Below are 23,416 nucleotides of genomic sequence, written 5' to 3'. Positions count from 1 at the left end.
CGTGCGCGGCGCGATCGGCGCGGTGGTACTCGTCGACACCCGGCGCCTGGCCGACTGCTTCCCCGCCGTCGACTACTTCGAGAACAGCGGCCTGCCGTTCGTGATCGCGCTGAACGGCTTCGACGGACAGCAGCCGTACAACCCCGACGAGGTGCGCGAGGCCCTGCAGATCGGCCCGGACACCCCGATCATCACGACGGACGCACGGCACCGCGCCGACGCCAAGTCCGCCCTGATCACGCTCGTCGAGCACGCGCTGATGGCGCGGCTGCGCTAGCGGCCTCCCGCGGAACGCCTCCGGCCCCCGAACCGTGCGGTTCGGGGGCCGTCGTGCGTGGTGGCCGTCGTGCGTGATGGTCGACATGCTTGGCCAGCCGGTGCGGAAGGGGTGTTCAGCCGCCGCAGAAGGGTGCGGTGCGCACGAATCCGCCCAGGTTCTCGTCGTCGGTGCCGAGCAGGGCGTCGGGCGTGCCGGGCAGGCACTCCACGGCCTCGATCTTGTGCCCGGGGAAGGTGCCGAGCACGGTCGGCTTCCGGGCGAGTGCGACGCGCACCCGGCCGGCCGGCGACACCGTCACCCGTCCCGCGTCGCTCACCGCGGAGTCGAACGGGCCGTCGTCACCGGCGTCGGCCGCGGAACTCACCAGTATGCGGCCCGAGGCGGTGACAGAGATATCCGATATGTGCCGCGTGCCGGGGGCGGTGGGGTACGACGCCCGGTAGGTGTGCCGGGTGACGGCGCCGAACTGCGGCTGTCCCCAGGGGGCGAACGTCAGGGGCGCCGCGTTCAGGGTGGCGGGGCGGTCGGCGCCGGCGCCCCGGTCGGCCCACAGGGCCACGAGCCCGCCGCCCTCGCTCGTGAGCGCCAGGCTCTCGTAGTCGTCGCCGGCGGCGATTCCCGGCACCGGGGTGTAGTCGACGACGGTCGCCGTCGCGTCGGTGACCGTCAGCCGGTAGACGATGCCACGGGAGGCGAGCGCCAGGTACTCCCCCGGTGCGCCCGGGACCGCCTCGATCGCCTCCAGGTCGACGGGTTCGGCTCCGCTCCAGGTCAGCGGGGTGACCTGGGGCGCGCCGTCGGCGCCGAAGGCGACCCGGGACAGCCGCGGCTGCCCGCTGCGCTTGTTGTCGTGGACGATCAGCGCGGTGCGGCCCTCGTGGGCCAGGCCGCTGACGCCGGTGGTGGAGTCCGTACCGACCCTGAGCCAGCCGTCGTCCGCCCCGGCCGGGGCGGATACGAGCACGGCCAGCAGGGCGGCCGCGGCGGTGGCGTACGCGGTGTGCCGCACCATGGGGAGTCTCACGTATGGGTGCCTGCCTTCCCTGTCGCCGACGCGAGGAGCACACGCCGGGCGGCCAGGTTAGGGATCTTGCTCTCCGGGGCCAAGAGATCAGAAGTCCGAACCCGGCGACGGCCTCCGGCCGGAGGAACATCCAGTCCGACGCGGCGCGCCCCGACCGTGACGGGGGCGGCTGGGCCGGCGGCGCGGGGCGGAGGGGGCTGGCTGCCGGTGCCGGGCAACGCGGCGGCCCCGCCTTCCCGGAGGGGAGGGCGGGGCCGTCGGTGTGCGGTGCAGTCAGCGCCAGCTGTGCGGGGCGCGGAAGCCGTTCTCGCGCTCCAGGCGGCGCCAGCCGGCGCGCGGGCGGCCGCGGTGAGTGGGGACGGTCTCGGCGGGGCGGGCGGCCGCGCGGGCCAGGAGGACGGCCGTGATGGCGGCGACCTCCTCGGGCTCGGCGTGGCCCTTCTCGACGCGGATGTCGGGAGTGCTCATGGGTGTCAGTCTCCGTGAGTAAGGGGTCCGAGGCATTGCCGCGGTGGGTCCGCAGGGTTACTGCGGAGGGTTGCCGTGCTTGCGCGAGGGCAGGTCGGCGTGCTTGGTCTGGAGCATCGCAAGCGAGCGGACGAGGACCTCACGGGTCTCGGCGGGGTCGATGACGTCGTCGACCAGGCCGCGCTCGGCCGCGTAGTAGGGGTGCATCAGCTCCGCCTTGTACTCCTTGACCATCTTCTGCCGCATGGCCTCGGGGTCCTCGGCGTCGGCGATCTGACGGCGGAAGATGACGTTGGCGGCGCCCTCGGCACCCATGACGGCGATCTCGTTGGTCGGCCAGGCGTAGGTCAGGTCGGCGCCGATGGACTGGCTGTCCATGACGATGTAAGCACCGCCGTACGCCTTGCGCAGGATGAGCGAGATCCGCGGCACGGTCGCGTTGCAGTACGCGTACAGCAGTTTCGCGCCGTGCCGGATGATCCCGCCGTGTTCCTGGTCGACGCCGGGGAGGAAGCCCGGTACGTCCAACAGGGTGACGATCGGGATGTTGAAGGCGTCGCACATCTGCACGAACCGCGCGGCCTTCTCCGACGCCTCGATGTCCAGCACACCGGCCAGCACCTGCGGCTGGTTCGCGATGATGCCGACGACCTGGCCGTCCAGCCGGGCCAGCGCGCAGATGATGTTGCGGGCCCAGCGCTCGTGCACCTCGAGGTACTCGCCGTCGTCGACGATCTCCTCGATCACCTTCGCCATGTCGTACGGCCGGTTGCCGTCCGCCGGGACCAGGTCCAGCAGGACGTCGCCGCGACGGTCGACCGGGTCGCCGGACTCCGCCCGCGGGGGGTTCTCCCGGTTGTTCTGCGGCAGCAGCGACAGCAGGTACCGCACCTCGGCGATGCAGGTCTCCTCGTCGTCGTACGCGAAGTGGCACACGCCGGAGGTCTCCGCGTGCACGTCCGCGCCGCCGAGGCCGTTCTGCGTGATCTCCTCACCGGTGACGGCCTTGACCACGTCCGGACCGGTGATGAACATCTGCGAGGTGTCGCGGACCATGAACACGAAGTCCGTCAGCGCCGGGCTGTAGGCCGCGCCGCCCGCGCACGGGCCGAGCATCACCGAGATCTGCGGGATGACGCCGGAGGCCTTGGTGTTGCGCTGGAAGATCCCGCCGTACCCGGCGAGCGCGCTGACCCCCTCCTGGATGCGGGCGCCGGCGCCGTCGTTGAGCGACACCAGCGGCGCACCGGCCGCGATGGCCATGTCCATGATCTTGTGGATCTTGGTGGCGTGGGCCTCGCCCAGCGCGCCGCCGAAGATGCGGAAGTCATGGGCGTAGACGAAGACCGTGCGGCCCTCCACCGTGCCCCAGCCGGTGATCACACCGTCCGTGTACGGCTTCTTGGCCTCGAGCCCGAAACCGGTCGCCCGGTGCCGGCGCAGCTGCTCGACCTCCCGGAAGGACCCCGGGTCCAGGAGCAGCTCGATGCGCTCCCGGGCGGTCAGCTTGCCCTTGGCGTGCTGGGCCGCGGTCGCCTTCTCTCCCGGACCGGCCAACGCCTGGGCACGGATCTCGTGCAGTTCGGCGACCCGCCCGCGCGCGTCCGTCGGCTCGCCGGTGGGCTCACCCGTCGTGTCTTCCAAAACGGTCATGTAGTGACCTTACGAAGACCGCCCAGGAAAGCGAGCCGTCGACTCCGTACAGTCTCCGGGCCGTTTTCCTGGTACCCCTGAACAGAACCCGGCGGGCATGCAGGCGTTCCGACTGCTCAGAGGGCGTCGGGGTTGTGGGGGTCGCACAAAACCGGGGGACGTAAGCCGCCTCACATCGGCGCGCTCAGATGCCATCCCCGGAGTGAATCGGGGCCGGGGTCGCGACCTCGGAAAGACTACCCCGGCCGAGACTGTTGAACTTTGAACGGAATAGGTCTACGGTCGAAGTCGTTGGCATCGTTGAACATTCAACATCCCGTCCCCAAGGAGCACGCCATGGGCATCTTCGGCCGCAAGAACACCCCCGAGACCACCGCCACCACCCCCGAGACCACCGGCGCCACCGCCACCGCCACGGCGCCCGCTGGCCCGGACCTCGCGGCGCTCAGCGGCGACTACACGATCGACCCGAGCCACACCACGATCGGCTTCGTCGCCCGCCACGCCATGGTCACCAACGTCAAGGGCTCCTTCCTCGACTTCTCCGGGTCGCTGCACCTCGACGGCGCCGACCCGTCGCGCTCGACGGCCTCCCTCGACGTCAAGATGGACAGCATCGACACCGGCAACGCCGACCGCGACGGCCACCTGAAGTCCGCGGACTTCTTCAAGACCGACGAGTTCCCGGCGATGACCTTCCGCTCCACCGCGGCGCAGGCCCTGGGCGGCGACGACTACCGCATCACCGGTGACCTGTCGATCCTCGGCGTCACCAAGCCGCTCACCATCGACCTGGAGTTCCACGGCGCCGCGAAGGACCCGTTCGGCAACGAGCGCGTCGGCTTCGAGGGCAAGGCGGAGATCCTGCGCTCGGAGTGGGGCCTGAGCTGGAACGCGGCCCTGGAGACCGGCGGCGTCCTGGTCTCCGACAAGATCAAGCTCGTCTTCGACATCTCGGCGATCCGCAACGCCTGACCCGAACACCGGCACAGCACGGGCCACCCGACTTCCGCGTCCTTCGCGGAAACCGGGGGCCCGTGCCGCGTTCGTGCCGCCGCCCGTTCAGAAGTTGCCGCCGAAGTCCCCGCCGCCCCCGAAGTCCCCGCCGCCTCCGCCGAAGTCCCCTCCCCCGCCGCCGCCGAAGTCCCCGAAGTCGCCCGAGTCGAAGTCGGAGCCCGACACGTCGCCGCCGTCGTAACCGCCGGCGCCGAAGTCGCCGTAGCCGCTGCCGTAGTAGGCGGCGTAGGACGGGGTGGCCATCATGCTGCCGAGCAGGGTGCCGACGAGGAGGCCCGGCAGCATGCCGCCGCCGAAGTAGCCGCCCGCCCAGGGGCCGTAGGCCGGGCCGGCGTCCCAGTAGGGGCGGCGGCCGTAGTCGGTGTCGACCTCGCGGACCATCGGGTCACGGCCGTCCTCCAGCCGGGTCCGGTCGGCGGCGCACACCGGGACCTCGCGCGGGGCGCCGCCGGCCGGGGTCCAGGTGGCGTCGGCGACCGAGGGGCCGTGGCGCGGGTCGAAGAAGCACGGCGGCCGGCGCTGGGGCAGCGGCCGGCCCTCACGGCGCGCGGCGAGCTGGGCCAGGGAGAAGCGGCCGTCCTCCAGCGTCTGGGTGACGGCCCGTACGTCCTCCGGCCGCCGGGCCGCCGCCATCAGCGACTTCGCCTGCTCGTAGGCGTCCAGGGCCCGCTCGTAGTCCCCGCGCATGGCGTCGTCGGCGCCCCCTTCGGCCGGGTTGAAGTCCAGCCGGTCCAGTTCCTCACCGAAGGCGGTGATGTCCTCGTCGACGACCACGCGCAGCCTCTCCAGTGCGCCCCGCTGCTCGTCCTCGCGGCGGCGCCGCCCACGCCGGACGAAGGCGTACGCGCCCGCGCCGCCGACGACCACCACGGCAGCCGTGGCGACCAGCGCGGTGGCCGACACCCCGCTGCTCCCGGAGGAACCCCAGCCCGAGGGCGCCGAGCCGTGCATGTTGAGCAGGGCCCGGTCGGTGAAGCCGGTCAGCTGAGCGCGGGCGTCCGTCTCGCCCTGCACACTGCCGACCAGGTTGCGCACGGCCGTCCGCGGCAGCACGGAGGAGTCGGCCCGGGCGTCGAAGCGGTCCCCGAGCCGGACCGCGTACAGCCCGGTGATGCCGGTGGCGGTCCGCAGGTCCGTGAAGAGGCTCTTGGTCGGGTAGTCACCCGGCAGCACCACCACGAAGAGCGGCTTGTCCGCGCCCTTGATCCGCTTCGCCAGGGCGGCGGCGTCCCCGGCCGGCAACTGCGCCGAGGCGGCCGGGTCGACGTAGACGGGGTTCTCGCGCAGCGACCGCCCGATCGTGGACAGATCGGAGTCCGCGACGGCGTGCGGGGCAGGCGCCCAGAGCACCGCGCACGCGGCGAGCAGGGCGGCCGCCAGCAGGGCCGGGAGGCTTCGGGTCCGTACGTCAGCCTTCATATGTCGAACGTACCCGAAGCATCCCAAAACGCTCCTCCGCGTTGAGCGGAATCAGGCCCCAGGTGGTCCGGCCCGGCGATCGCCGGGGTGAGGTGCTGCCCCGCCTTCTGCTGGACGATCAGCAGCTGCCCGGTGAACGGCCGCCTGCCGTACAGCACGTCGGCCAGCCACACCGCACCTGACGCACAGCCAACTCATGGCGACTTCCATGCCGTTGAGCCCCGCATAGCCCCCTCTGACCCTTGGCCTGCCCAGCCACGACGACCCGCAGTCGCCGACGGCGGGCAGGGGACAGGGTGGGGGGTGTCCGCCCGCAGCGTCCGGCACCGGGCAACGGTGCCGTCGTCGGGGACGGGCGGCCGGACCGAGGACGGACGCCCCCCACCCCGGCCCCGACCCACAACGCACCGCAGGCGCAACAGCAACCGCCCACCGGACAGCAACGGGCCGCCGCAGGCATCAAAGGGGCGCGGGGAACGGCGCGACCAGCCACAACGAAACCCGCAGACGAAACACGACCCAGCGCCGCAGGCAAGCCGCATGCTGGAAGCATGACCACCGCACGCGACCTGTTGATCACCGCCCTGGACGTGCCGGCCGCCCGCCCCCTCACGCAGGGCGATCTGTCGCTCGCGCTGGCCGGGGCCGAGCTGGTCGACCTGATCGCCGACGAGTCCGTCCACCTGGACGACGACCGGATCCTGCCCGGCCTCCAGCGGGCCACGGGTGACCGGCTGCTGGACGAGGCGGCCGCGGCCCTGAGCCGTGACACTCCCTACGAGTCCGTCGAGGACTGGCTGTGGCGGCGGGGCCGGGGCCTCGCCGCCGCCTACGCCGCAGAGCTGGAGGGCGAGCGCGGCGGCCACCGGTGGCCGCTCTCACGCAGACGGCGGGACGGCGACACCCCGCCCGACGATCCCGGCCGCCGTCACGCCGCCGACCGCTGGGCGTTCGGCGAGCCCGTCCTCGCGGCCCTGGCCGCCGCCCTGGGCATCCCCGGGCACGCCGGGCCCACGGGGCAGGAGGAGACCGCGGACCTGGACGACGCCGTCGTGACGGTCGTCGCGGCCGTCAACGACGCGGTCACGGAACTGGCGGCCGTCCGCCAGCGCCGCCGTATCGAGGACGACGCGTACGCCAACATCTGGCGCGGCCTCTGATCAGCCGGCGGGGCCACGCCCACCCCACCGGCTCCCCCTACAGGTAGACCGGCTAGACGACCGGCTGCCCCACGGCCAGCAGGTTCCCCTCGCTGTCCCGGAACCACGCCCCGCGCTCTCCCCGCGCGCCCTTGCTCGGGTAGTTGCCCTCGACCTCGGCGATCCCGTCCCGGGTGTGCAGCCCCGGCGCGTCGACGTCCTCGAACACGACCCCGCGCCGCCGCAGCTCGGCGACAACCGCCTCGATGTCGTCCACCTCGAACGCCATCTGGGTGAACGTGCCGGGCGAGGACCCCGTCGAGCGGAACACGACGAAGTCCACCGCCCCGCACCGGTACAGCAGCCCGCCGGGCCGCTCGTCCACGGGGGTCAGACCCAGCTTGTCCGCGTAGAACCGCCGGGCCCGTTCCAGGTCCCGGGCGGGCAGCCGGGTCGCCACGCGGGCCCGGCCCAGAAGGTCACCGTCCGAAGAGGTCATGCCTCCACTGTGGCCTACTCGGCCGGGTGCACGCCCGCCCGCAGCAGCCCGAACGTGTACGCGTCCTCCAGCGCCTGCCACGACGCGGCGATGACGTTGTCGGCGACGCCCACCGTGGACCACTCGCCGGCGCCGTCGGAGGTGGAGATCAGGACGCGGGTGGTGGACTGGGTGCCGTGCACGCCCTCCAGGATGCGCACCTTGTAGTCGACGAGGTCGAGCTTGGCGAGCTGCGGGTAGATCTTCTCCAGCGCGACGCGCAGCGCGCGGTCGAGGGCGTTGACCGGGCCGTTGCCCTCCGCGGTGGCGACGATCCGCTCGCCCTTGGCCCACAGCTTCACCGTGGCCTCGTTGGCGTGGGTGCCGTCGGGCCGGTCCTCGACGATCGCGCGCCAGGACTCGACCTCGAAGTAGCGCAGCGGCCTGCCCTGCACCTCGGTGCGCAGCAGCAGCTCGAAGGACGCGTCGGCGGCTTCGTAGGTGTAGCCCTTGAGTTCGCGCTCCTTGACCCGCTCGACGACCCGGCCGACCAGTTCGCGGTCGCCGCCGAGGTCGATGCCGAGCTCCTTGCCCTTCAGTTCGATGGAGGCGCGGCCGGCCATGTCGGAGACCAGCATCCGCATGGTGTTGCCGACCCGCTCGGGGTCGATGTGCTGGTACAGGTCCGGGTCGACCTTGATCGCGGAGGCGTGCAGCCCGGCCTTGTGCGCGAAGGCGGACACGCCGACGTACGGCTGGTGCGTGGACGGCGTGAGGTTCACGACCTCGGCGATGGCGTGCGAGATGCGGGTCATCTCCCGCAGCCGGCCCTCGGGCAGCACCTTCTTGCCGTACTTCAGCTCCAGCGCGGCGACCACCGGGAACAGGTTGGCGTTGCCGACGCGCTCGCCGTACCCGTTCGCCGTGCACTGCACGTGGGTCGCGCCGCCGTCGACGGCGGCGAGCGTGTTGGCGACCGCGCAGCCGGTGTCGTCCTGGGCGTGCATGCCGAGCCGGGCGCCGGTGTCGGCGATCACGGTGGAGACGACGGCGTGGACCTGCGCGGGCAGCATGCCGCCGTTGGTGTCGCACAGGACGACGACGTCGGCGCCGGCCTCGGAGGCGGCGCGTACGACGGCCTTGGCGTACTCGGGGTTGGCGCGGTAGCCGTCGAAGAAGTGCTCGCAGTCGACGAAGACCCGGCGGCCCTGCGAGCGCAGGTAGGACACCGTGTCGCGGACCATGTCCAGGTTCTCGTCGAGCGTGGTGCGCAGCGCGAGCTCCACGTGCCGGTCGTGGGACTTGGCGACCAGGGTGACCACCGGGGCGCCGGACTCCACGAGCGCCCTGACCTGCGGGTCCTCGGCGGCGGTCGTTCCGGCGCGGCGGGTGGAGCCGAAGGCGACGAGCTGGGCGTGCCGGAAGGTGATCTCCGCCTGCGCGCGGGCGAAGAACTCGGTGTCGCGCGGGTTGGCGCCGGGCCAGCCGCCCTCGATGAAGCCCACGCCGAAGTCGTCCAGGTGCCGTGCGATCGCGAGCTTGTCGGCGACGGTGAGGTTGATGCCCTCACGCTGGGCGCCGTCCCGCAGGGTGGTGTCGAAGACGTGGAACGAGTCGTCGAGCTCGCTGGTTGCCGTCTCGGTCATGGTCTCAAGGCTCCTGTTGTGGATCTTCGATCTTACCGGAATGACCGGCTCCACCGTCCCCCCAATGGTCCCTCACGCCTGACTCCCGGCTGAAGGTGGGCCAGGAAACAGAAAAACCCCTCGCGGGTGCGAGAGGTCTGCGCGCGGGTCGAGGACGACGGTGGCCGCCCGTACCTGGTCGTACGTGGCGGTCACTGCGGACCGGCGCGCCTGCTGCCAATAATCGTGGCGAACGAGAGCACGGGGGCAGTCTGGCACAATCCGCCCGGTTGCTCACCGCCCGTCTCAGGATGCGAGCGCGGCGCCGGTCACCTCTCGCGTGACCGGGTGCGCCCTTGCCCGGACGGTGACGCCGCCGGGCGGGGGGTCAGCCGTGCGCGAGGAGCGCGTCGTCGATGAACTCCCGCACGTGGGCGAGGGTTTGTGCCCGGTCGGTGCCGCGCAGGCCGATCGCCACGTGGATGGAGAACCCGTCCAGCAGGGCCCGCAGCCGGGACGCGAAGCGGTCGGGGTCCACGGCGCGGAACTCGCCGTGCGAGATGCCCTCGGCGACGAGGGCGACCAGGTCGCGGTGCCAGGCGCCCTCGATGGCGGCCTGGCGGACCCGGGCGTCGTCGTCGGCGTTCTGCGAGCGGTTCCACACCTCGAGCCACAGCGTCCAGTGCGGGTCGCGGTGCCCGTCGGGGACGTACAGGTCGACGTAGGCCGCCAGCCGTTCGCGGGCGGTGCCGCCGCTCGACAGCAGCCGGGCGCGTTCGGCGCCCAGCCGGCCCTCGCTCCACTCCAGGGTCCGCAGCAGCAGCTCGTCCTTGGAGCGGAAGTAGTACAGCAGGTGGCCGCTGCTCATACCGACCTCGCGGCCCAGCCCCGCCATGGTGAGTTTCTCCAGACCGCGCTCGGCGATCATGTCCATGGCGGAGGCGAGGACCTCCTCGCGCGGCGGCGCGTTCCTGCGCGCACGGGCCGCACCGGCCATCTGCTGCTCCTGTGTCTCGGACCGGTCTGCGGGTCAGACCTTCGGCTGCTGCTGGGTGATGCAGTGGATGCCGCCCCCACCCGCGAAGATCGTACGCGCGTCCACCAGGGTCACCGTCCGCTCGGGGAACAGCTTGCGGAAGATGCCGGCCGCGATCTCGTCGCGCGGGTCGTCGAAGCCGCACAGCACGACGCCGCCGTTGCACAGGTAGTGGTTGATGTAGGAGTAGTCGGCCCAGTGGCCGTCGGCCTCCAGCACGGTCGGGGCGGGCACCTCCACGACCTCAAGCGCGCGGCCCCGGGCGTCGGTCTGGGAGCGCAGCAGGGAGATGACCTCCTTGGAGACCTCGAAGTCCGGGTGGGCCGGGTCCGGCTGGTGGTGGGCGACGACGACGCCGGGCCGGGCGAAGGCGGCGACGATGTCGACGTGACCGAGGGTGCCGAAGCCGTAGGGCGGGTAGTCGCCGGTCAGACCGCGCGGCAGCCAGATCGCCTTGGTGGTGCCGAGGTGGGCGTGGATCTCCGCCTCGACCTGCTCCTTGGTCCAGTGCGGGTTGCGCTCGGGGCCGAGCTGCACGGTCTCGGTGAGGAGCACGGTGCCCTCGCCGTCGACGTGGATCGCGCCGCCCTCGTTGACCAGCCGCGAGGCGTACGTCTTCGCGCCGGCCAGGTCGGAGACGTAGGCGCCGATCTTGGAGTCGTGCTCCCAGCGGGCCCAGTCCTGGGCGCCCCAGCCGTTGAACGTCCAGTCGACGGCGGCGAGTTCGCCTCGGCCGTTGGTGAGGAAGGTGGGGCCGATGTCGCGCATCCAGGCGTCGTCGAGTTCGCGCTCGACGACGTCGATGCCCTCACCGAGCAGGGTGGCGGCCTCGGTGGACTGGCCGGGGCCGCAGACCACGGTGACCGGCTCGAAGCGGCGGATCGCACGGGCGACCGACGCCCAGGCGATCCGGGACGCGGCGAGGTCCTCGGGGTCGTCGAAGGTGGGGTTGGGGCTCGGCCAGGCCATCCAGGTCCGCTCGTGCGGGGTCCACTCGGCGGGCATCGAGAAGCCGTCGGCGACGGGCGTGCTCATACGGGAGGTCCTTAGAGGAAGTAGAGGCGGTTGAGGGAGACGGAGTCGGCGGGCTCCGAGCTGAGCGGCTCGCCGTCGAGGGTGACGAGGCCGGTGCGCTGGTCCACGTCGACCTGTCCGGTACGGGAGTTGAGCCGCAGGTCGGCCGGGCCGATGCCGCGTGTGCCGCGCACGGCGACCCGGCGGCGCCGGGTGGGCATCGTGTCGTTGCCCTGGTCGACGGCGGCCTGGGCGACGAACGCGACGGAGATGTCGGCGGCGGTGGCGCCGAACGCGCCGAACTGCGGCCCCAGCACGAGGGGTTCGCAGGTGTCGGTGGCCGCGTTGGGGTCGCCGACCACACCGTAGGCGGGGAAGCCGGACTTCAGGACGAGCTGCGGCTTGGCGCCGAAGTACTCCGGCCGCCACAGCACGATGTCGGCGAGCTTGCCGACCTCCAGCGAGCCGACCTCGTGGGCGAGGCCGTGGGCGATGGCCGGGTTGATGGTCAGCTTGGCCATGTACCGCAGGACGCGCTCGTTGTCGTGGTCGGCGTCCGGGCCGCCCAGCTCGGCCTTCATCTTGCCGGCCATGGCGAAGGTGCGGCGCACGGTCTCGCCGGCCCGGCCCATGCCCTGGGCGTCGGAGGAGGTGATGCCGATCGCGCCCAGGTCGTGCAGCACGTCCTCGGCGCCCATCGTCCCCGCGCGGATGCGGTCGCGGGCCATGGCGGCGTCGCCGGGCAGGTCGGGCTTGAGGTCGTGCACGGAGACGATCATGCCGTAGTGCTCGGCGACCGCGTCCCGGCCGAACGGCAGCGTCGGATTGGTCGAGGAGCCGATGACGTTGGGGACGCCGGCCATCTTCAGCACGTTGGGGACGTGTCCGCCGCCGCAGCCCTCGATGTGGAAGGCGTGGATGGTGCGGCCCTCCAGCACCCGGAGGGTGTCCTCCACCGACAGGCACTCGTTGAGGCCGTCGCTGTGCAGGGCGACCTGCACGTCGTGCTCCTCGGCGACCCGCAGCGCGGTGTCCAGGGCGCGGGTGTGGGCGCCCATGTCCTCGTGCACCTTGAAGCCGGACGCGCCGCCCTCGGCCAGCGCCTCGATCAGGGGCGCGTCGTGCGAGGACGAACCCCGGCCCAGGAAACCGATGTTGACCGGCCAGGCGTCGAAGGCGTTGAAGGCGTGGCGCAGCGCCCACGGCGAGTTGACGCCGACACCCCACACCGGGCCGAACTCCTGCCCGATGATCGTGGTGACACCGGAGGCGAGCGAGGCCTCCATGATGCGCGGCGACAGCAGGTGGACGTGCGTGTCGACGGCACCGGCGGTGGCGATCAGCCCCTCGCCGGAGACGATCGAGGTCCCCGTGCCGACGACGACGTCGACGCCGTCGAGGGTGTCCGGGTTGCCGGCCCGTCCGATCCCGCAGATCCGTCCTTCCCGGATGCCGATGGACACCTTGCGGATGCCCTGCACGGCGTCGATCACGACGACGTTGCTGATCACGACGTCGCAGGTGTCGCGGACGGCGGCGGCCTTCAGGTGCAGTCCGTCGCGGGCGGTCTTGCCGAAGCCGGCGAGGAATTCGTCTCCGTACTTCTGCGCGTCGGACTCGACCTTGATGGTCAGCCCGCTGTCGCCGAGGCGGACGCGGTCGCCGGCCCGGGGGCCGTGGGTGGCCGCGTACTCGTACGGCGTGAGGTGGCGGGCTTCGGCGGGGTGGCCTCCGGGGCGACTCATCGCTCGGCCTCCTTCTCGGTGGTGTCCGGTACTCCGAGGTAGCCGCAGGCGGCGGCCCGGCGCAGGGCCTCGTCCTTCGCGCCCGGCGCGTCCAGCGGCCCGTCGACCAGACCGGCGAAGCCGATCGCGATGCGCTCGCCGCCGATCGGCACCAGGCCGACCTCGTGCGTCTCGCCCGGCCCGAAGCGCACCGAGGACCCGGCGGGGACGGCGAGCCGCATGCCGTAGGACGCGGCGCGGTCGAAGTCCAGGCGGGGGTTGGCCTCGAAGAAGTGGAAGTGCGAGGTGACCGACACTGGCACGCTCGCGGTGTTGGTGACCGTCAGCCGGACCACTGGTTCGGGGTCGGAGTGCATCGGGGCCGGGAGCAGCGCACCCGGCGCCTCCTCCCCCAGGCCCCCGCCGATCGGGTCGGAGACGACGGCGAGCCGGGAGCCGTCGTCGAAGACGGCCTCGACCATGACCTCGGTGACCACGTCGGCGACGCCGGGCAGCACGTCGTCGGGGCCGAGCACCGAGCGGGCCGCCTCGATGGCCTCGGCGAGCCGCTTGCCGTCCCGGGCGGCCTCGCAGACGGTGTCCGCGATCAGCGCGGTCGCCTCCGGGACGTTCAGCCTGAGCCCTCGGGCCCGGCGGGCACGGGCCAGCTCGGCAGCTCCGAAGAGCAGCAGCCGGTCACGTTCCGTGGGAGTCAGTCTCACCTCGCGGCACCTCCTTGCCTTCCTCGCTTTAGAGCACCACTCTAAACACCAGATTCACGCAACGGAAATATTGACGGGCCACCTTTACGCACGTCACATTGAACGTCGCTCTAACATCAGGTGGCCGTCGAAGGAGACCCACACCATGCCCATCGAACAGCGCGGAGTCGACACGATCCCCGACGAGGAACGCACCAGCGGGCCACGCGACCTCGTCTCGATCCTCCTCGGCTCCAACCTCTGCCTGGGCGTCATCGTCTTCGGCTGGCTGCCGGCCTCCTTCGGCCTCGACTTCTGGTCCTCGATCACCTCGATCCTCGCGGGCACGGTCGTCGGTACGGCGCTGACGGCACCGCTGGCGCTGATCTCTCTGCGCACCGCGACCAACCTGTCCACCTCCTCCGGCGCCCAGTTCGGCGTGCGCGGCCGGCTGGTCGGCTCGGTCGTCGGTCTGCTGCTCGCCCTCGGCTACACCGCCCTGACCGTGTGGGTGGGCGGTGACGTCTCGGTCAGCGTGCTCGGCCGCCTCTTCGGCCTCCCCGCGAACGGCGTGTCGTACGGCGTGATCTACGCCCTGCTGGCCGGGGCGACCGTCGCGGGCGCGGTGTACGGCTACAAGGTGCTGCTCACCATGTCCCGCGTCCTCGCCGTCGGCATGACGGCCCTGCTGGCGCTCGGCCTGCTCGCCTACGCCCCGCACTTCACCACCGCCGCGCTCCCCCAGGCCGGCGGCTATCTGCTGGGCGGGTTCTGGCCGACGTGGCTGCTGTCGGCAGTGGCCGCGGGCCTGTCCGGGCCGATCGCCTTCATCACCCTGCTCGGCGACTACACCCGCTACATCTCCCCCCGCCGCCACGCCCCGCGCCGCATCCTGCACGCCACCTGGCTCGGCCTGATCCTCGGCCTGCTGGTGCCGCAGCTCTTCGGCACCTTCACCGCGTTCGGCGCCCGCGCCGCGCTCGACTACGCCGGCCCGCTGGTGGGCGCCTCCCCCACCTGGTACCTGATTCCGCTCCTGCTGGCCGCCTCCGCGGGCTCGGTCGGCAACGCCGGTCTGATGCTGTACTCGATGGGCCTGGACCTGGACGCGATCCTGCCGCGGGCCTCCCGCGCCCGCGCCACCCTCACCGTCGCGATCGTCGCCACGGCCTGCGTCTTCGTCGGCCACTTCCTGTGGGACGCGCAGGCGGCGATGACCTCGTTCGTGCTGCTGCTCACCGCGATCGGCACCCCGTGGGCCGTCATCACCCTCATCGGCTTCGCCCGCTGCCGTGGTGTGTACGACGCGGACGCGCTGCAGGTGTTCAACCGGCGCTCGCACGGCGGCATCTACTGGTACCGGGCCGGCTGGAACGTCCAGGCCGCCGTCTCCTGGGCGATCGGCGCGTTCACCGGTCTGCTCGCGGTGTCCCTGCCGGAGTACGAGGGCCCGCTGCTGAAGTTCACCGGCGGCGTCGACTGCAGCTTCCTGCTGTCGGGCCTGGTCGGCGGCGTCGTCTACCTGGCGCTGACGGCCCGGGGCGCGGGCGTTCCGGTCCTCCCCGCCGACCCCGTGGCACCGGCCGAGACGGTGACCGTCGACGCCTGACCCCCCAGACCCCCGGGCCGGCCGAGGACGGACGGCCGGCCCGGGCCGAAGAACAGCAGGGCCGCCCCGGACGCACTGTCCGGGGCGGCCCTGCTGTTCGTCGAAGAGGTCAGCCGAGCTTGTGCATCCAGCCGTGCTTGTCCTCGGTGATGCCGCGCTGGAGGCCGAGCAGGGCCTCGCGCAGCCGGAGGGTGACCGGACCGGGGGTGCCGTCGCCGTGGCTCCAGGCGTCCGACCTGGTCTTGACGTGGCCGATCGGGGTGACGACGGCGGCGGTGCCGCAGGCGAAGACCTCGGTGAGCGCGCCGGAGGCGGCGTCCTCACGCCACTGCTGGAGCGTGACCACGCCCTCCTCGGCGGTGTAGCCGAGGTCGCGGGCGACCTGGAGCAGGGAGTCGCGGGTGATGCCCTCGAGGATGGAGCCGGTCAGCGCCGGGGTGACGATCCGGTCGCCGTAGACGAAGGCGACGTTCATGCTGCCGGACTCCTCGACCTTGGTGCGGGTCACCGCGTCGAGGTAGACGACCTGGTCGCAGCCGTTGGCGGCGGCCTCGGCCTGCGGCAGCAGGGAGGCGGCGTAGTTGCCGCCGGTCTTGGCGTCGCCGGTGCCGCCGGGGACGGCACGGACGTGGTCCTCGGAGACCCAGATGGTGACCGGCTTGACGCCGCCCGCGAAGTAGGCGCCGGACGGGGAGGCGATCAGCATGAACAGGTACTCGTTGGCCGGGTGCACACCGAGCCCGGTCTCCGAGGCGAACATGAACGGCCGCAGGTAGAGGGACTCCTCACCGCCGTGCGGCGGCACCCAGGCGGCGTCCTGGGAGAGCAGCGCGTCCAGGGCGGCGATGAACAGCTCCTCGGGCAGCTCGGCCATGGCCATGCGGCGGGCGGAGTTGCGGAAGCGGCGCGCGTTGGCCTCCGGGCGGAACAGCGCGACCGAGCCGTCGGGCTGGCGGTAGGCCTTGAGCCCCTCGAAGATCTCCTGCCCGTAGTGAAGGACGTGGCTGGAGGGGTCGAGGGAGATGGGGCCGTACGGGACGAGCTGCGCGTCGTGCCAGCCGCGGCCCTCCGTCCACTTGATCGTCACCATGTGGTCGGTGAAGTGGCGGCCGAACCCGGGGCTGGCGAGGATCGCCTCGCGCTGCGCGGCGGGCAGCGGATGGGCGGAGGGCTTGAGCTCGATCGTGGGCGTCGTCATCAGTGGTTGTCCTTCACCGGTTGTCGTGACGGGCCGCGCTCCTGCACGCCGGGCAAGGGCCGTTTCCGGCCAGTGCTAGGACGTCCGAGCTTTCCCTCATATCGCGGCTCCGCGTTCGATTATCGCGCGGGCGCGGCGGCTGAAGGAATCCGGGTGGGGCGGCCCAGGGGTCGATGGTTCCACCCGGCGCCGCACAGGGAAAGCCGCCGGGTGCGTCAAGGCGACCCGGCGGCTTCGAAGTGGTTCTTCAGGAGCGCACCGGGTCAGCCGGCTACGCGTACGGCGAGCGCGTCGCCGATCTCGGAGGTGGAGCGGGCGGGCTTGCCCACGCGCTCGGCGAGGTCGGCGGCGACCGCGTCCTCGATCCGGGCGGCCTCGGCCTCGTAGCCGAGGTGGCGCAGCAGCAGGGCGACGGACAGGACCGTGGCGCTGGGGTCGGCCTTGCCCTGGCCGGCGATGTCCGGGGCCGAGCCGTGGACCGGCTCGAACATGGACGGGAACTCGCGGCTCGGGTTGATGTTGCCGGAGGCCGCGACGCCGATGCCGCCGGAGACGGCCGCGGCGAGGTCGGTGATGATGTCGCCGAAGAGGTTGTCGGTGACGATGACGTCGAACCGCTCGGGCTGGGTCACCAGGTAGATGGTGGCCGCGTCGACATGGATGTACTCGGTGCTGACCTCGGGGTACTCCGCGGCCACCTTGTTGAAGATGTTCGTCCACAGGTGACCGGCGAAGGTCAGCACGTTGTTCTTGTGCACCAGCGTCAGCTTCTTGCGCGGCCGCGCCTGGGCACGCGCGAAGGCGTCCCGCACCACTCGCTCGACACCGAAGGCCGTGTTCACGGACACCTCGGTGGCGACCTCGTGCTCGGTGCCCTTGCGGATGGTGCCGCCGTTGCCGGTGTACGGCCCCTCGGTGCCCTCACGCACGACGACGAAATCGATCTGCGGCTCACCGGCGAGCGGGGTGGCGACACCCGGGAGCAGCTTGCTCGGACGCAGGTTGACGTGGTGATCGAAGGCGAACCGCAGCTTCAGCAGGAAGCCGCGCTCCAGCACGCCGGACGGCACCGACGGGTCACCGATGGCGCCGAGCAGAATGGCGTCGTGCCCCTTCAGCTGGGCCAGGTCGTCGTCGGTGAGGGTCTCACCGGTGGAGTGGTAGCGGCGGGCGCCGAAGTCGTACTCCTTGGTCTCCAGCTTCACATCCTGCGGGAGGACGGCGGAGAGGACCTTGAGGCCTTCGGCCACGACTTCCTGCCCGATGCCGTCACCGGGGATCACTGCGAGATCGATGCTGCGAGACATGCGGGCACCCTACTCCTCGTCCCATGGGATGACACGAACCGTCCGCCATCCGGACAAGGAGCGGGCGTGCCTGCGGGTCTTTCAGTGGCCGGTGGCGCCGCCGTTGTCACGGCGGTCGAGAGCGCGCTGGAGCGCGGCGGCGGCGTTCTTGCGGTCGGACTCGCTCGTGCGGGAGGAGTGGCGGACGCGGCGGCGGACGGTCGTCTCGGCCATGAGGGATCGACTCCTTCAAGCAAACACGGAGGGGTAACGAGACGCCGGAAGAGGCGGGGAGCGACGGACCGCAGGGGTTGCCTGCATCGGGGCCCGGCTCACAACCGCCGTTCGCTGGGTCGAGCGAGACGTTCGGCTCCTACAAAGCTAGGACAGGACCGCGCATCTGTCTCCACAATTACTCGGACTTCCTACTATCTGAGACACCGGGTTACGTCACACTGCCCTGACCTGCGCTTTCCCGCGAGGCACCCACCACGACGACGCTGCACCCGCGTACGGCGGGAAGGGGCCGGGGTGGGGGGTGTCCGCCCGCAGCGGCCGGCACCGACCAACAGCGAGCGCGTCGGAAACGGCCGGCCGGACCGAGGACGGACACCCCCCACCCCGGCCCCGACCCACAACGCACCGCACGCGCGACAGCAACCGCCCACCGGACAGCAACAGGCCGCCGCAGGCACAAAAGGGGCGCGAGGAACTGCGCGACCAGCCACCACGCACCCGCAGACGACCACGCACCCAGCGCCGCAGGCACAACGCACCCGGCGCCGCAGGCACCCGCTCCCCCGGACGACTGATCCTCGCCCCCGCCCGGGACACCCCACCCACCCCCGGGAACCCTCAGCCCATGACCAACACGGCCAAAGCAGTTCTGGAAGGCGGCCCCGACGACCTCGCGGAGCGGATCGTCCCGATCACTCCCCCGGGAACGGAGCTGAAGGTCCCCCACCGGGGCGGGTACGAACACTTCCGGTCGACCACCCGCCACCAGGAAACCGAGCAGGGCCGGCTGCCGGTGTACGAGTGGTGGGAGCGCACCGAGATCGCCGAGTAGCCGGCCGGGAACAGCGAAACGGGCCGGGTCCCGTGCGGAAGACCCGGCCCGTGACACTCGGGGCGTCAGCCCATGTGCGGGTAGCCGTACTCGGTCGGCGGCACCAGCGTCTCCTTGATGGCACGCGTCAGCGTCCACCGCAGCAGGTTCTGCGGCGCACCGGCCTTGTCGTTCGTACCGGAGGCCCGGCCACCACCGAAGGGCTGCTGGCCGACGACGGCGCCGGTCGACTTGTCGTTGATGTAGAAGTTGCCCGCGGCGAAGCGGAGCTTCTCCATCGTGTACGCGGCCGCCGCGCGGTCGCCCGCGATGACCGAACCGGTCAGCGCGTAGTCGGAGACGGACTCCATCTGCTCGAGCATCTCGTCGTACTTGTCGTCCTCGTAGACGTGCACCGCGAGGATCGGGCCGAAGTACTCGGTGGTGAAGACCTCGTTGGCCGGGTCGCTGCACTCGATGACGGTCGGCCGGACGAAGTAGCCGACCGAGTCGTCGTAGGAGCCGCCCGCGACGATCGTGCACGCCGGGTCGGACGCGGCGCGGTCGATCGCGGCCTTGTTCTTGGCGAAGGAACGCTCGTCGATGACGGCGCCGATGAAGTGCGACAGGTCGGTGACGTCACCCATCGCGATGCCGTCGACCTCGGCCGCGAACTGCTCCTTGAAACCGTCGTTCCAGATCGACGCCGGGATGTACGCCCGGGAGGTCGCCGAGCACTTCTGGCCCTGGTACTCGAAGGCGCCGCGGGTCAGCGCGGTCTTCAGGACGGCACGGTCGGCGCTCGGGTGGGCGACGACGAAGTCCTTGCCGCCGGTTTCGCCGACCAGGCGCGGGTAGGAGCGGTACTTCTCGATGTTGGCGCCGACCGTCTTCCACAGGTACTGGAAGGTCCTGGTCGAACCGGTGAAGTGGATGCCCGCCAGGTCGCGGTGGTTCAGGGCGACCTCGGAGACCTCGATGCCGTCACCGGTGAGCAGGTTGATGACGCCCTTGGGCAGCCCCGCCTCCTCCAGCAGACGCATCAGCAGCACGGCGGCGTGGGTCTGCGTCGGGGACGGCTTCCACACCACGACGTTGCCCATGAGGGCGGGCGCGGTGGGCAGGTTGCCCGCGATGGCCGTGAAGTTGAACGGCGTGATCGCGTAGACGAAGCCCTCCAGCGGGCGGTGGTCGAGGCGGTTCCACACACCCGGGGAGTTCGCCGGGGGCTGCTCGGCGAGGATCTGGCGGGCGTAGTGGACGTTGAAGCGCCAGAAGTCGACGAGCTCGCACGGGGTGTCGATCTCGGCCTGCTGGGCGGTCTTGGACTGGCCGAGCATGGTGGAGGCGGCCAGCGTCTCGCGCCACGGGCCGGACAGCAGCTCGGCGGCGCGCAGGAAGATCGCCGCGCGGTCGTCGAAGGACAGCGCGCGCCAGGCCGGTGCGGCGGCGAGGGCCGCGTCGATGGCGTCCTGCGCGTCCGCCTTCGTGGCGTGGCGGAAGGTGCCCAGGACGGCCTTGTGGTTGTGCGGCTGCACGACCTGGAACGGCTCGCCGCCGCCCATCCGCTGCTCACCGCCGATGGTGCAGGGCAGGTCGATGGGGTTCTCGGCCAGTTCCTTGAGCTTGGTCTCCAGCCGGGCGCGCTCGGGCGAACCGGGGGCGTAGCCGTGCACCGGCTCGTTGACGGGGGTGGGGACCTGGGTCACAGCGTCCATGTTTTCCGTAACTCCTTGAGGTGAGCGGTGTTTCGGTCTCAGCCCTTGGTGAGCATCGAGCGGGCGAAGAAGCGCAGGTTGGCTGGCTTCTCCGCCAGGCGGCGCATGAAGTAGCCGTACCAGTCGGTGCCGTAGGCGGTGTAGACGCGCATACGGTGGCCCTCGGCGGCCAGCCGCAGGTGCTCCTCGCCGCGGATGCCGTACAGCATCTGGAACTCGTACTCGTCCATCTTGCGCCCGGCGCGGTGGGCGAGTTCCTGGGCGATGGCGATCAGGCGCGGGTCGTGGGACCCGATCATCGGGTAGCCCTCGCCCTCCATCAGGATCCGCAGGACGCGGACGTACGCCTTGTCGATCTCGTGCTTGTCCTGGTACGCGACGGACGCGGGCTCCTTGTAGGCGCCCTTGACCAGGCGGACCCGGCTGCCGGCGGCGGCGAGCCGGCGGGCGTCGGCCTCGGTGCGGAAGAGGTAGGCCTGGATGACGCAGCCGGTCTGCGGGAAGTCCTTCCGCAGCTCCTCGTGGATGGCGAACATCGAGTCGAGGGTGGTGTGGTCCTCGGCGTCGAGGGTCACGGTGGTGCCGATGGCGGCGGCGGCCTCGACGACCGGGCGCACGTTGGCGAGGGCCAGCTCGTGGCCGCCCTCCAGCGCCTGGCCGAACATGGACAGCTTCACCGACATCTCGACCCGCTCGCCGAGCCCGAGGTCCTTCAGGTGGTCGATCAGGGCCAGGTAGGCGTCCCGGGCGTGGGCTGCCTGCTCGGGGGTGGTGATGTCCTCGCCGACGACGTCCATCGTCAGCTCCAGGCCCTTGGCCGTGAGGTCCTCGATGATCGGGACGACGTCGTCGACCGTCTCCCCGGGGATGAAGCGGTCGACGACCTGCTTGGTCACCGGGGCCGCCGAGATCAGGCGTCGCATCCGGTCGCTGCGCGACGCGGCGAGAATCACGGGACCCAGCACGGGGCACCTCCACTACGAACAAGACCAGGCCGAAAACCCACGAGCCGGGTACGGCACGGAGAACCACCGTGAAATCTAAGGATCCCCCCGATCGTCAGCCATCGACAGCTGTCACGCATCCGTGCCCGAGATCTCAGACAGACGTATGAAGGCCGGGCCGGGATGCGGGAGAATGCCCGGGTGACGGCGGCACACAGGGGTGACTACCAGGAGCTCGTGGACGAGATCTCGGAGCTGCTCGGCGCTCCGGCGACCCTGGAGAACCGGGACTTCGAACTGATCGCCTTCGGCGCCTACGACGACGAGGGCGACCTCGACCCGACGGTCCTGGACCCGGTGCGCACCCGCTCGATCCTCACCCGGCGCTCCACGGCCGCCGTCCGGGCCTGGTTCGAGGGCTTCGGCATCACCCGGGCGACCGGCCCGGTCCGCATCCCGCCCACCCCGGACGCCGGGGTCTACCGGGGCCGGATCTGCCTGCCGGTGCGCCATCGCGGGGTCGTCCTCGGCTACGTGTGGCTGCTGGACGGCGAGCCGGGGCCGAGCGACGCCCAGCTGGCCGCCGCCATGGAGGTGACCGCCCGCATCGGCGCGCTGCTCGCCGACGAGGCGCAGCACGGCGCCGACCTGACCCGGGAGCTGCGGGCGGTGCTGGCGGCGGAGCCGGGCTGGCAGCGGGACGCGGCGGTGGCGGAGCTGCGCACGGCGCTGGGGGTGCGCGCGGACGGGCCGCACACGGTGGTGTGCGTGGCGCCCTGGCCGTCGGCCGACCCGGCGCAGGCCCCGTCGGTGCGCACGCTGCCGGGCGCGACGGCGCTGTGCACGGTGCCGTGGGGCACGACGGAGCACTGCCTGGCGGTACTGGTGAGGCTGCGCTCGACGCAGACGGTGACGCCGGCGGCGTCGGTGGCGACGCGGCTGCGGGAGCGGGCCGGGGCGGGGGGCGGCGCCGCGGGGTCCACCGCCGGCGCCGTGGCCGGCATCGCCGCGCCCCGCACCGGGATCGCCGAGCTCGGCACGGCCTGGCGGGAGGCGTCGGCGGCGGCGCACGCGGCCCTGGCCGACCCGCGTTTCGGGCCCGTCGCCGAGTGGTCCGGCATCGGGCCGTACCGTCTGCTGACCTCGCTGCCGCCCCTCGCGGCCGCCGACCCGGTGGTGGCGCCGCTGCTCACCGCCGCCCACCGCGAGCTGGCCCGGACCGCCGAGGTGTTCCTCGACTGCGCGGGCCAGGCCGGGCGCACGGCGGCCCAGTTGGGGATCCACCGCCAGACCCTCTACTACCGGCTGTCCCGGGTCGAGCAGCTGACCGGCCTGGACCTGGACGACGGCGAGGACCGGCTGCTGCTGCACATGGCGCTGAAGGCGGCGCGGCTCTAGCCTCCGGCCGGGTGGTCGTGTCAGTTCCGCGTGGCGCCTTCGAGGACCCGGCGCAGGCCCTCGGTCAGCTGGTCGGCGGTGGTTGCGGAGGCCGGGTCGAAGAGCCACTGGACCATCAGGCCGTTGAGCAGCGTCTGGTAGAAGCGGCCCTCTGTGTCGATGGTCTCCTTGTCCAGTTCGCTCTCACAGACGCCGTTGAACAGCGGGACGATGCCCGCGCGGCCCTCCTCCTGCGCCTCGGCCAAGAGCTTGCGGACCTCCGGGAGCCGGTCGCCCTGGAGGATCAGCTCGAAGCTCAGCAGCCAGACCGCGCGCGACTCGGGCACCGCGCGGATGATGGTCGCCCAGACCTCCTGGAAGCGCTCCAGTGAGCGCGGCGGCTGTGTCACCGCGCCGCCCAGATCGGGGTCCCAGCTCTCCCCCACGCTCTCGATCAGCTCGACGTACGCCTGCACGAGCAGGGCGTCCTTCGAGCCGTAGTGGTATCCGATCGAGGCGAGGTTGGTCCCCGACTCCTTGACGATGTCGCGCGCGGTGGTGCGCAGGAAGCCCTTCTGCAGCAGGCAGCGCTTGGCGCCCTCGAGCAGGTCCTCACGGTGTCCCATGTGCTCACCCTACCCGGATTCATACAGCCGTC

General features: G+C 71.8%; 22 protein-coding genes. 6 read left to right on the top strand and 16 right to left on the bottom strand.

All coding sequences use genetic code 11. From position 1 onward, the window contains the following. Positions 1–277: ATP/GTP-binding protein (locus tag AC0B9F_RS30175; RefSeq protein ID WP_472007880.1), on the top strand; the 277-nt coding region annotated here is incomplete at its 5' end. Between the two features lie 115 nt (positions 278–392). Here the strand turns inward: AC0B9F_RS30175 and AC0B9F_RS30170 are convergent. The 3 genes from AC0B9F_RS30170 to AC0B9F_RS30160 all read right to left on the bottom strand — a co-directional run bounded on the left by AC0B9F_RS30170 (position 393) and on the right by AC0B9F_RS30160 (position 3,425). Continuing rightward, the gene (locus AC0B9F_RS30170; RefSeq protein WP_472007879.1) at positions 393–1,304 is read right to left on the bottom strand and encodes a hypothetical protein; all 912 of its coding nucleotides are present in this window, start codon (positions 1,302–1,304) and stop codon (positions 393–395) included. A 273-nt stretch (positions 1,305–1,577) separates the two neighbouring features. Further along, a complete protein-coding gene (locus tag AC0B9F_RS30165; RefSeq protein ID WP_472007878.1) occupies positions 1,578–1,772 on the bottom strand; it encodes an acyl-CoA carboxylase subunit epsilon in 195 nt (64 codons plus the stop codon). Between the two features lie 57 nt (positions 1,773–1,829). After that, entirely contained in the window at positions 1,830–3,425 is a 1,596-nt protein-coding gene (locus AC0B9F_RS30160; protein ID WP_472007877.1) for an acyl-CoA carboxylase subunit beta, read from the bottom strand. Between the two features lie 336 nt (positions 3,426–3,761). Between AC0B9F_RS30160 and AC0B9F_RS30155 the strand changes: the two genes are divergently transcribed. Next, complete coding sequence (locus AC0B9F_RS30155; protein ID WP_472007876.1) at positions 3,762–4,400, top strand: YceI family protein; 639 nt, start codon at positions 3,762–3,764, stop codon at positions 4,398–4,400. Between the two features lie 87 nt (positions 4,401–4,487). Here AC0B9F_RS30155 and AC0B9F_RS30150 read toward each other — a convergent pair whose 3' ends face one another. After that, positions 4,488–5,861 carry a hypothetical protein gene (locus tag AC0B9F_RS30150; RefSeq protein ID WP_472007875.1) on the bottom strand — a complete coding sequence of 458 codons (1,374 nt, stop codon included), beginning with the start codon at positions 5,859–5,861 and terminating at the stop codon, positions 4,488–4,490. Between the two features lie 551 nt (positions 5,862–6,412). Here AC0B9F_RS30150 and AC0B9F_RS30145 point away from each other — a divergent pair. Then, positions 6,413–7,021: a GPP34 family phosphoprotein gene (locus AC0B9F_RS30145; RefSeq protein WP_472007873.1), complete on the top strand. Its 609-nt coding sequence runs from the start codon at positions 6,413–6,415 to the stop codon at positions 7,019–7,021. A gap of 52 nt (positions 7,022–7,073) precedes the next feature. On the opposite strand, the gene AC0B9F_RS30140 is transcribed toward AC0B9F_RS30145, so the two are convergent. The 6 genes from AC0B9F_RS30140 to ureA all read right to left on the bottom strand — a co-directional run bounded on the left by AC0B9F_RS30140 (position 7,074) and on the right by ureA (position 13,599). After that, on the bottom strand, positions 7,074–7,499 hold the full coding sequence (locus AC0B9F_RS30140) for a VOC family protein (protein WP_472007872.1): 426 nt from the start codon (positions 7,497–7,499) through the stop codon (positions 7,074–7,076). A gap of 14 nt (positions 7,500–7,513) precedes the next feature. Next, entirely contained in the window at positions 7,514–9,124 is a 1,611-nt protein-coding gene (gene cimA / locus AC0B9F_RS30135; protein WP_472007870.1) for a citramalate synthase, read from the bottom strand. 367 nt (positions 9,125–9,491) lie between these two features. Then, positions 9,492–10,100 (bottom strand): TetR/AcrR family transcriptional regulator, encoded by a 609-nt coding sequence (locus tag AC0B9F_RS30130; protein ID WP_472007868.1) that lies wholly within the window; start codon positions 10,098–10,100, stop codon positions 9,492–9,494. A gap of 33 nt (positions 10,101–10,133) precedes the next feature. Further along, complete coding sequence (locus AC0B9F_RS30125; RefSeq protein WP_472007867.1) at positions 10,134–11,174, bottom strand: agmatine deiminase family protein; 1,041 nt, start codon at positions 11,172–11,174, stop codon at positions 10,134–10,136. Between the two features lie 11 nt (positions 11,175–11,185). After that, the gene (locus AC0B9F_RS30120) at positions 11,186–12,898 is read right to left on the bottom strand and encodes an urease subunit alpha (protein ID WP_472007866.1); all 1,713 of its coding nucleotides are present in this window, start codon (positions 12,896–12,898) and stop codon (positions 11,186–11,188) included. Then, entirely contained in the window at positions 12,895–13,599 is a 705-nt protein-coding gene (gene ureA / locus AC0B9F_RS30115) for an urease subunit gamma (protein ID WP_472007865.1), read from the bottom strand. The genes AC0B9F_RS30120 and ureA overlap by 4 nt, the downstream gene beginning before the upstream one ends. A 145-nt stretch (positions 13,600–13,744) precedes the next feature. Between ureA and AC0B9F_RS30110 the strand changes: the two genes are divergently transcribed. Further along, positions 13,745–15,187 (top strand): cytosine permease, encoded by a 1,443-nt coding sequence (locus tag AC0B9F_RS30110; RefSeq protein ID WP_472007863.1) that lies wholly within the window; start codon positions 13,745–13,747, stop codon positions 15,185–15,187. A 109-nt stretch (positions 15,188–15,296) separates the two neighbouring features. Here AC0B9F_RS30110 and AC0B9F_RS30105 read toward each other — a convergent pair whose 3' ends face one another. The 3 genes from AC0B9F_RS30105 to AC0B9F_RS30095 all read right to left on the bottom strand — a co-directional run bounded on the left by AC0B9F_RS30105 (position 15,297) and on the right by AC0B9F_RS30095 (position 17,905). After that, positions 15,297–16,385, bottom strand: a complete 1,089-nt coding sequence (locus tag AC0B9F_RS30105; RefSeq protein WP_472007862.1) for a branched-chain amino acid aminotransferase — start codon at positions 16,383–16,385, stop codon at positions 15,297–15,299. Between the two features lie 263 nt (positions 16,386–16,648). Continuing rightward, on the bottom strand, positions 16,649–17,692 hold the full coding sequence (locus AC0B9F_RS30100; protein WP_472007860.1) for a 3-isopropylmalate dehydrogenase: 1,044 nt from the start codon (positions 17,690–17,692) through the stop codon (positions 16,649–16,651). 81 nt (positions 17,693–17,773) lie between these two features. Next, positions 17,774–17,905: a hypothetical protein gene (locus AC0B9F_RS30095; protein WP_472007858.1), complete on the bottom strand. Its 132-nt coding sequence runs from the start codon at positions 17,903–17,905 to the stop codon at positions 17,774–17,776. Positions 17,906–18,533: 628 nt separating this feature from the next. Between AC0B9F_RS30095 and AC0B9F_RS30090 the strand changes: the two genes are divergently transcribed. Next, positions 18,534–18,740, top strand: coding sequence for a DUF5988 family protein (locus AC0B9F_RS30090; RefSeq protein WP_472007857.1), 207 nt, complete (start codon positions 18,534–18,536; stop codon positions 18,738–18,740). A 65-nt stretch (positions 18,741–18,805) separates the two neighbouring features. On the opposite strand, the gene pruA is transcribed toward AC0B9F_RS30090, so the two are convergent. Together pruA and AC0B9F_RS30080 are read right to left on the bottom strand one after the other, a co-directional pair. Further along, entirely contained in the window at positions 18,806–20,437 is a 1,632-nt protein-coding gene (gene pruA / locus AC0B9F_RS30085) for an L-glutamate gamma-semialdehyde dehydrogenase (RefSeq protein WP_472007855.1), read from the bottom strand. A gap of 38 nt (positions 20,438–20,475) precedes the next feature. After that, positions 20,476–21,402 (bottom strand): proline dehydrogenase family protein, encoded by a 927-nt coding sequence (locus tag AC0B9F_RS30080; protein WP_472007853.1) that lies wholly within the window; start codon positions 21,400–21,402, stop codon positions 20,476–20,478. A gap of 162 nt (positions 21,403–21,564) precedes the next feature. Between AC0B9F_RS30080 and AC0B9F_RS30075 the strand changes: the two genes are divergently transcribed. Continuing rightward, the gene (locus AC0B9F_RS30075) at positions 21,565–22,779 is read left to right on the top strand and encodes a PucR family transcriptional regulator (protein ID WP_472007851.1); all 1,215 of its coding nucleotides are present in this window, start codon (positions 21,565–21,567) and stop codon (positions 22,777–22,779) included. Positions 22,780–22,799: 20 nt separating this feature from the next. On the opposite strand, the gene AC0B9F_RS30070 is transcribed toward AC0B9F_RS30075, so the two are convergent. After that, positions 22,800–23,384 carry a TetR/AcrR family transcriptional regulator gene (locus tag AC0B9F_RS30070; RefSeq protein ID WP_472007849.1) on the bottom strand — a complete coding sequence of 195 codons (585 nt, stop codon included), beginning with the start codon at positions 23,382–23,384 and terminating at the stop codon, positions 22,800–22,802. Positions 23,385–23,416: the final 32 nt, after the last annotated feature.

The organism is Streptomyces sp. NPDC097129 (assembly GCF_055668065.1).
The sequence above is the reverse complement of the archived record's forward strand: the minus strand, read 5'-3'. Positions and strand labels throughout refer to the sequence as shown.

What these genes read in the sequence shown, in the direction of transcription:
- AC0B9F_RS30110 (WP_472007863.1), top strand. Translation starts at nt 13,745, where the DNA reads ATGCCCATCGAACAGCGCGGAGTCGACACGATCCCCGACGAGGAACGC.
- AC0B9F_RS30145 (WP_472007873.1), top strand. Translation starts at nt 6,413, where the DNA reads ATGACCACCGCACGCGACCTGTTGATCACCGCCCTGGACGTGCCGGCC.
- cimA (WP_472007870.1), bottom strand. Translation starts at nt 9,124, where the DNA reads ATGACCGAGACGGCAACCAGCGAGCTCGACGACTCGTTCCACGTCTTC.
- AC0B9F_RS30095 (WP_472007858.1), bottom strand. Translation starts at nt 17,905, where the DNA reads ATGGCCGAGACGACCGTCCGCCGCCGCGTCCGCCACTCCTCCCGCACG.
- AC0B9F_RS30165 (WP_472007878.1), bottom strand. Translation starts at nt 1,772, where the DNA reads ATGAGCACTCCCGACATCCGCGTCGAGAAGGGCCACGCCGAGCCCGAG.
- AC0B9F_RS30090 (WP_472007857.1), top strand. Translation starts at nt 18,534, where the DNA reads ATGACCAACACGGCCAAAGCAGTTCTGGAAGGCGGCCCCGACGACCTC.
- AC0B9F_RS30140 (WP_472007872.1), bottom strand. Translation starts at nt 7,499, where the DNA reads ATGACCTCTTCGGACGGTGACCTTCTGGGCCGGGCCCGCGTGGCGACC.
- AC0B9F_RS30150 (WP_472007875.1), bottom strand. Translation starts at nt 5,861, where the DNA reads ATGAAGGCTGACGTACGGACCCGAAGCCTCCCGGCCCTGCTGGCGGCC.
- AC0B9F_RS30100 (WP_472007860.1), bottom strand. Translation starts at nt 17,692, where the DNA reads ATGTCTCGCAGCATCGATCTCGCAGTGATCCCCGGTGACGGCATCGGG.
- AC0B9F_RS30160 (WP_472007877.1), bottom strand. Translation starts at nt 3,425, where the DNA reads ATGACCGTTTTGGAAGACACGACGGGTGAGCCCACCGGCGAGCCGACG.
- AC0B9F_RS30125 (WP_472007867.1), bottom strand. Translation starts at nt 11,174, where the DNA reads ATGAGCACGCCCGTCGCCGACGGCTTCTCGATGCCCGCCGAGTGGACC.
- AC0B9F_RS30120 (WP_472007866.1), bottom strand. Translation starts at nt 12,898, where the DNA reads ATGAGTCGCCCCGGAGGCCACCCCGCCGAAGCCCGCCACCTCACGCCG.
- AC0B9F_RS30070 (WP_472007849.1), bottom strand. Translation starts at nt 23,384, where the DNA reads ATGGGACACCGTGAGGACCTGCTCGAGGGCGCCAAGCGCTGCCTGCTG.
- AC0B9F_RS30130 (WP_472007868.1), bottom strand. Translation starts at nt 10,100, where the DNA reads ATGGCCGGTGCGGCCCGTGCGCGCAGGAACGCGCCGCCGCGCGAGGAG.
- pruA (WP_472007855.1), bottom strand. Translation starts at nt 20,437, where the DNA reads ATGGACGCTGTGACCCAGGTCCCCACCCCCGTCAACGAGCCGGTGCAC.
- AC0B9F_RS30105 (WP_472007862.1), bottom strand. Translation starts at nt 16,385, where the DNA reads ATGACGACGCCCACGATCGAGCTCAAGCCCTCCGCCCATCCGCTGCCC.
- AC0B9F_RS30155 (WP_472007876.1), top strand. Translation starts at nt 3,762, where the DNA reads ATGGGCATCTTCGGCCGCAAGAACACCCCCGAGACCACCGCCACCACC.
- AC0B9F_RS30075 (WP_472007851.1), top strand. Translation starts at nt 21,565, where the DNA reads ATGCGGGAGAATGCCCGGGTGACGGCGGCACACAGGGGTGACTACCAG.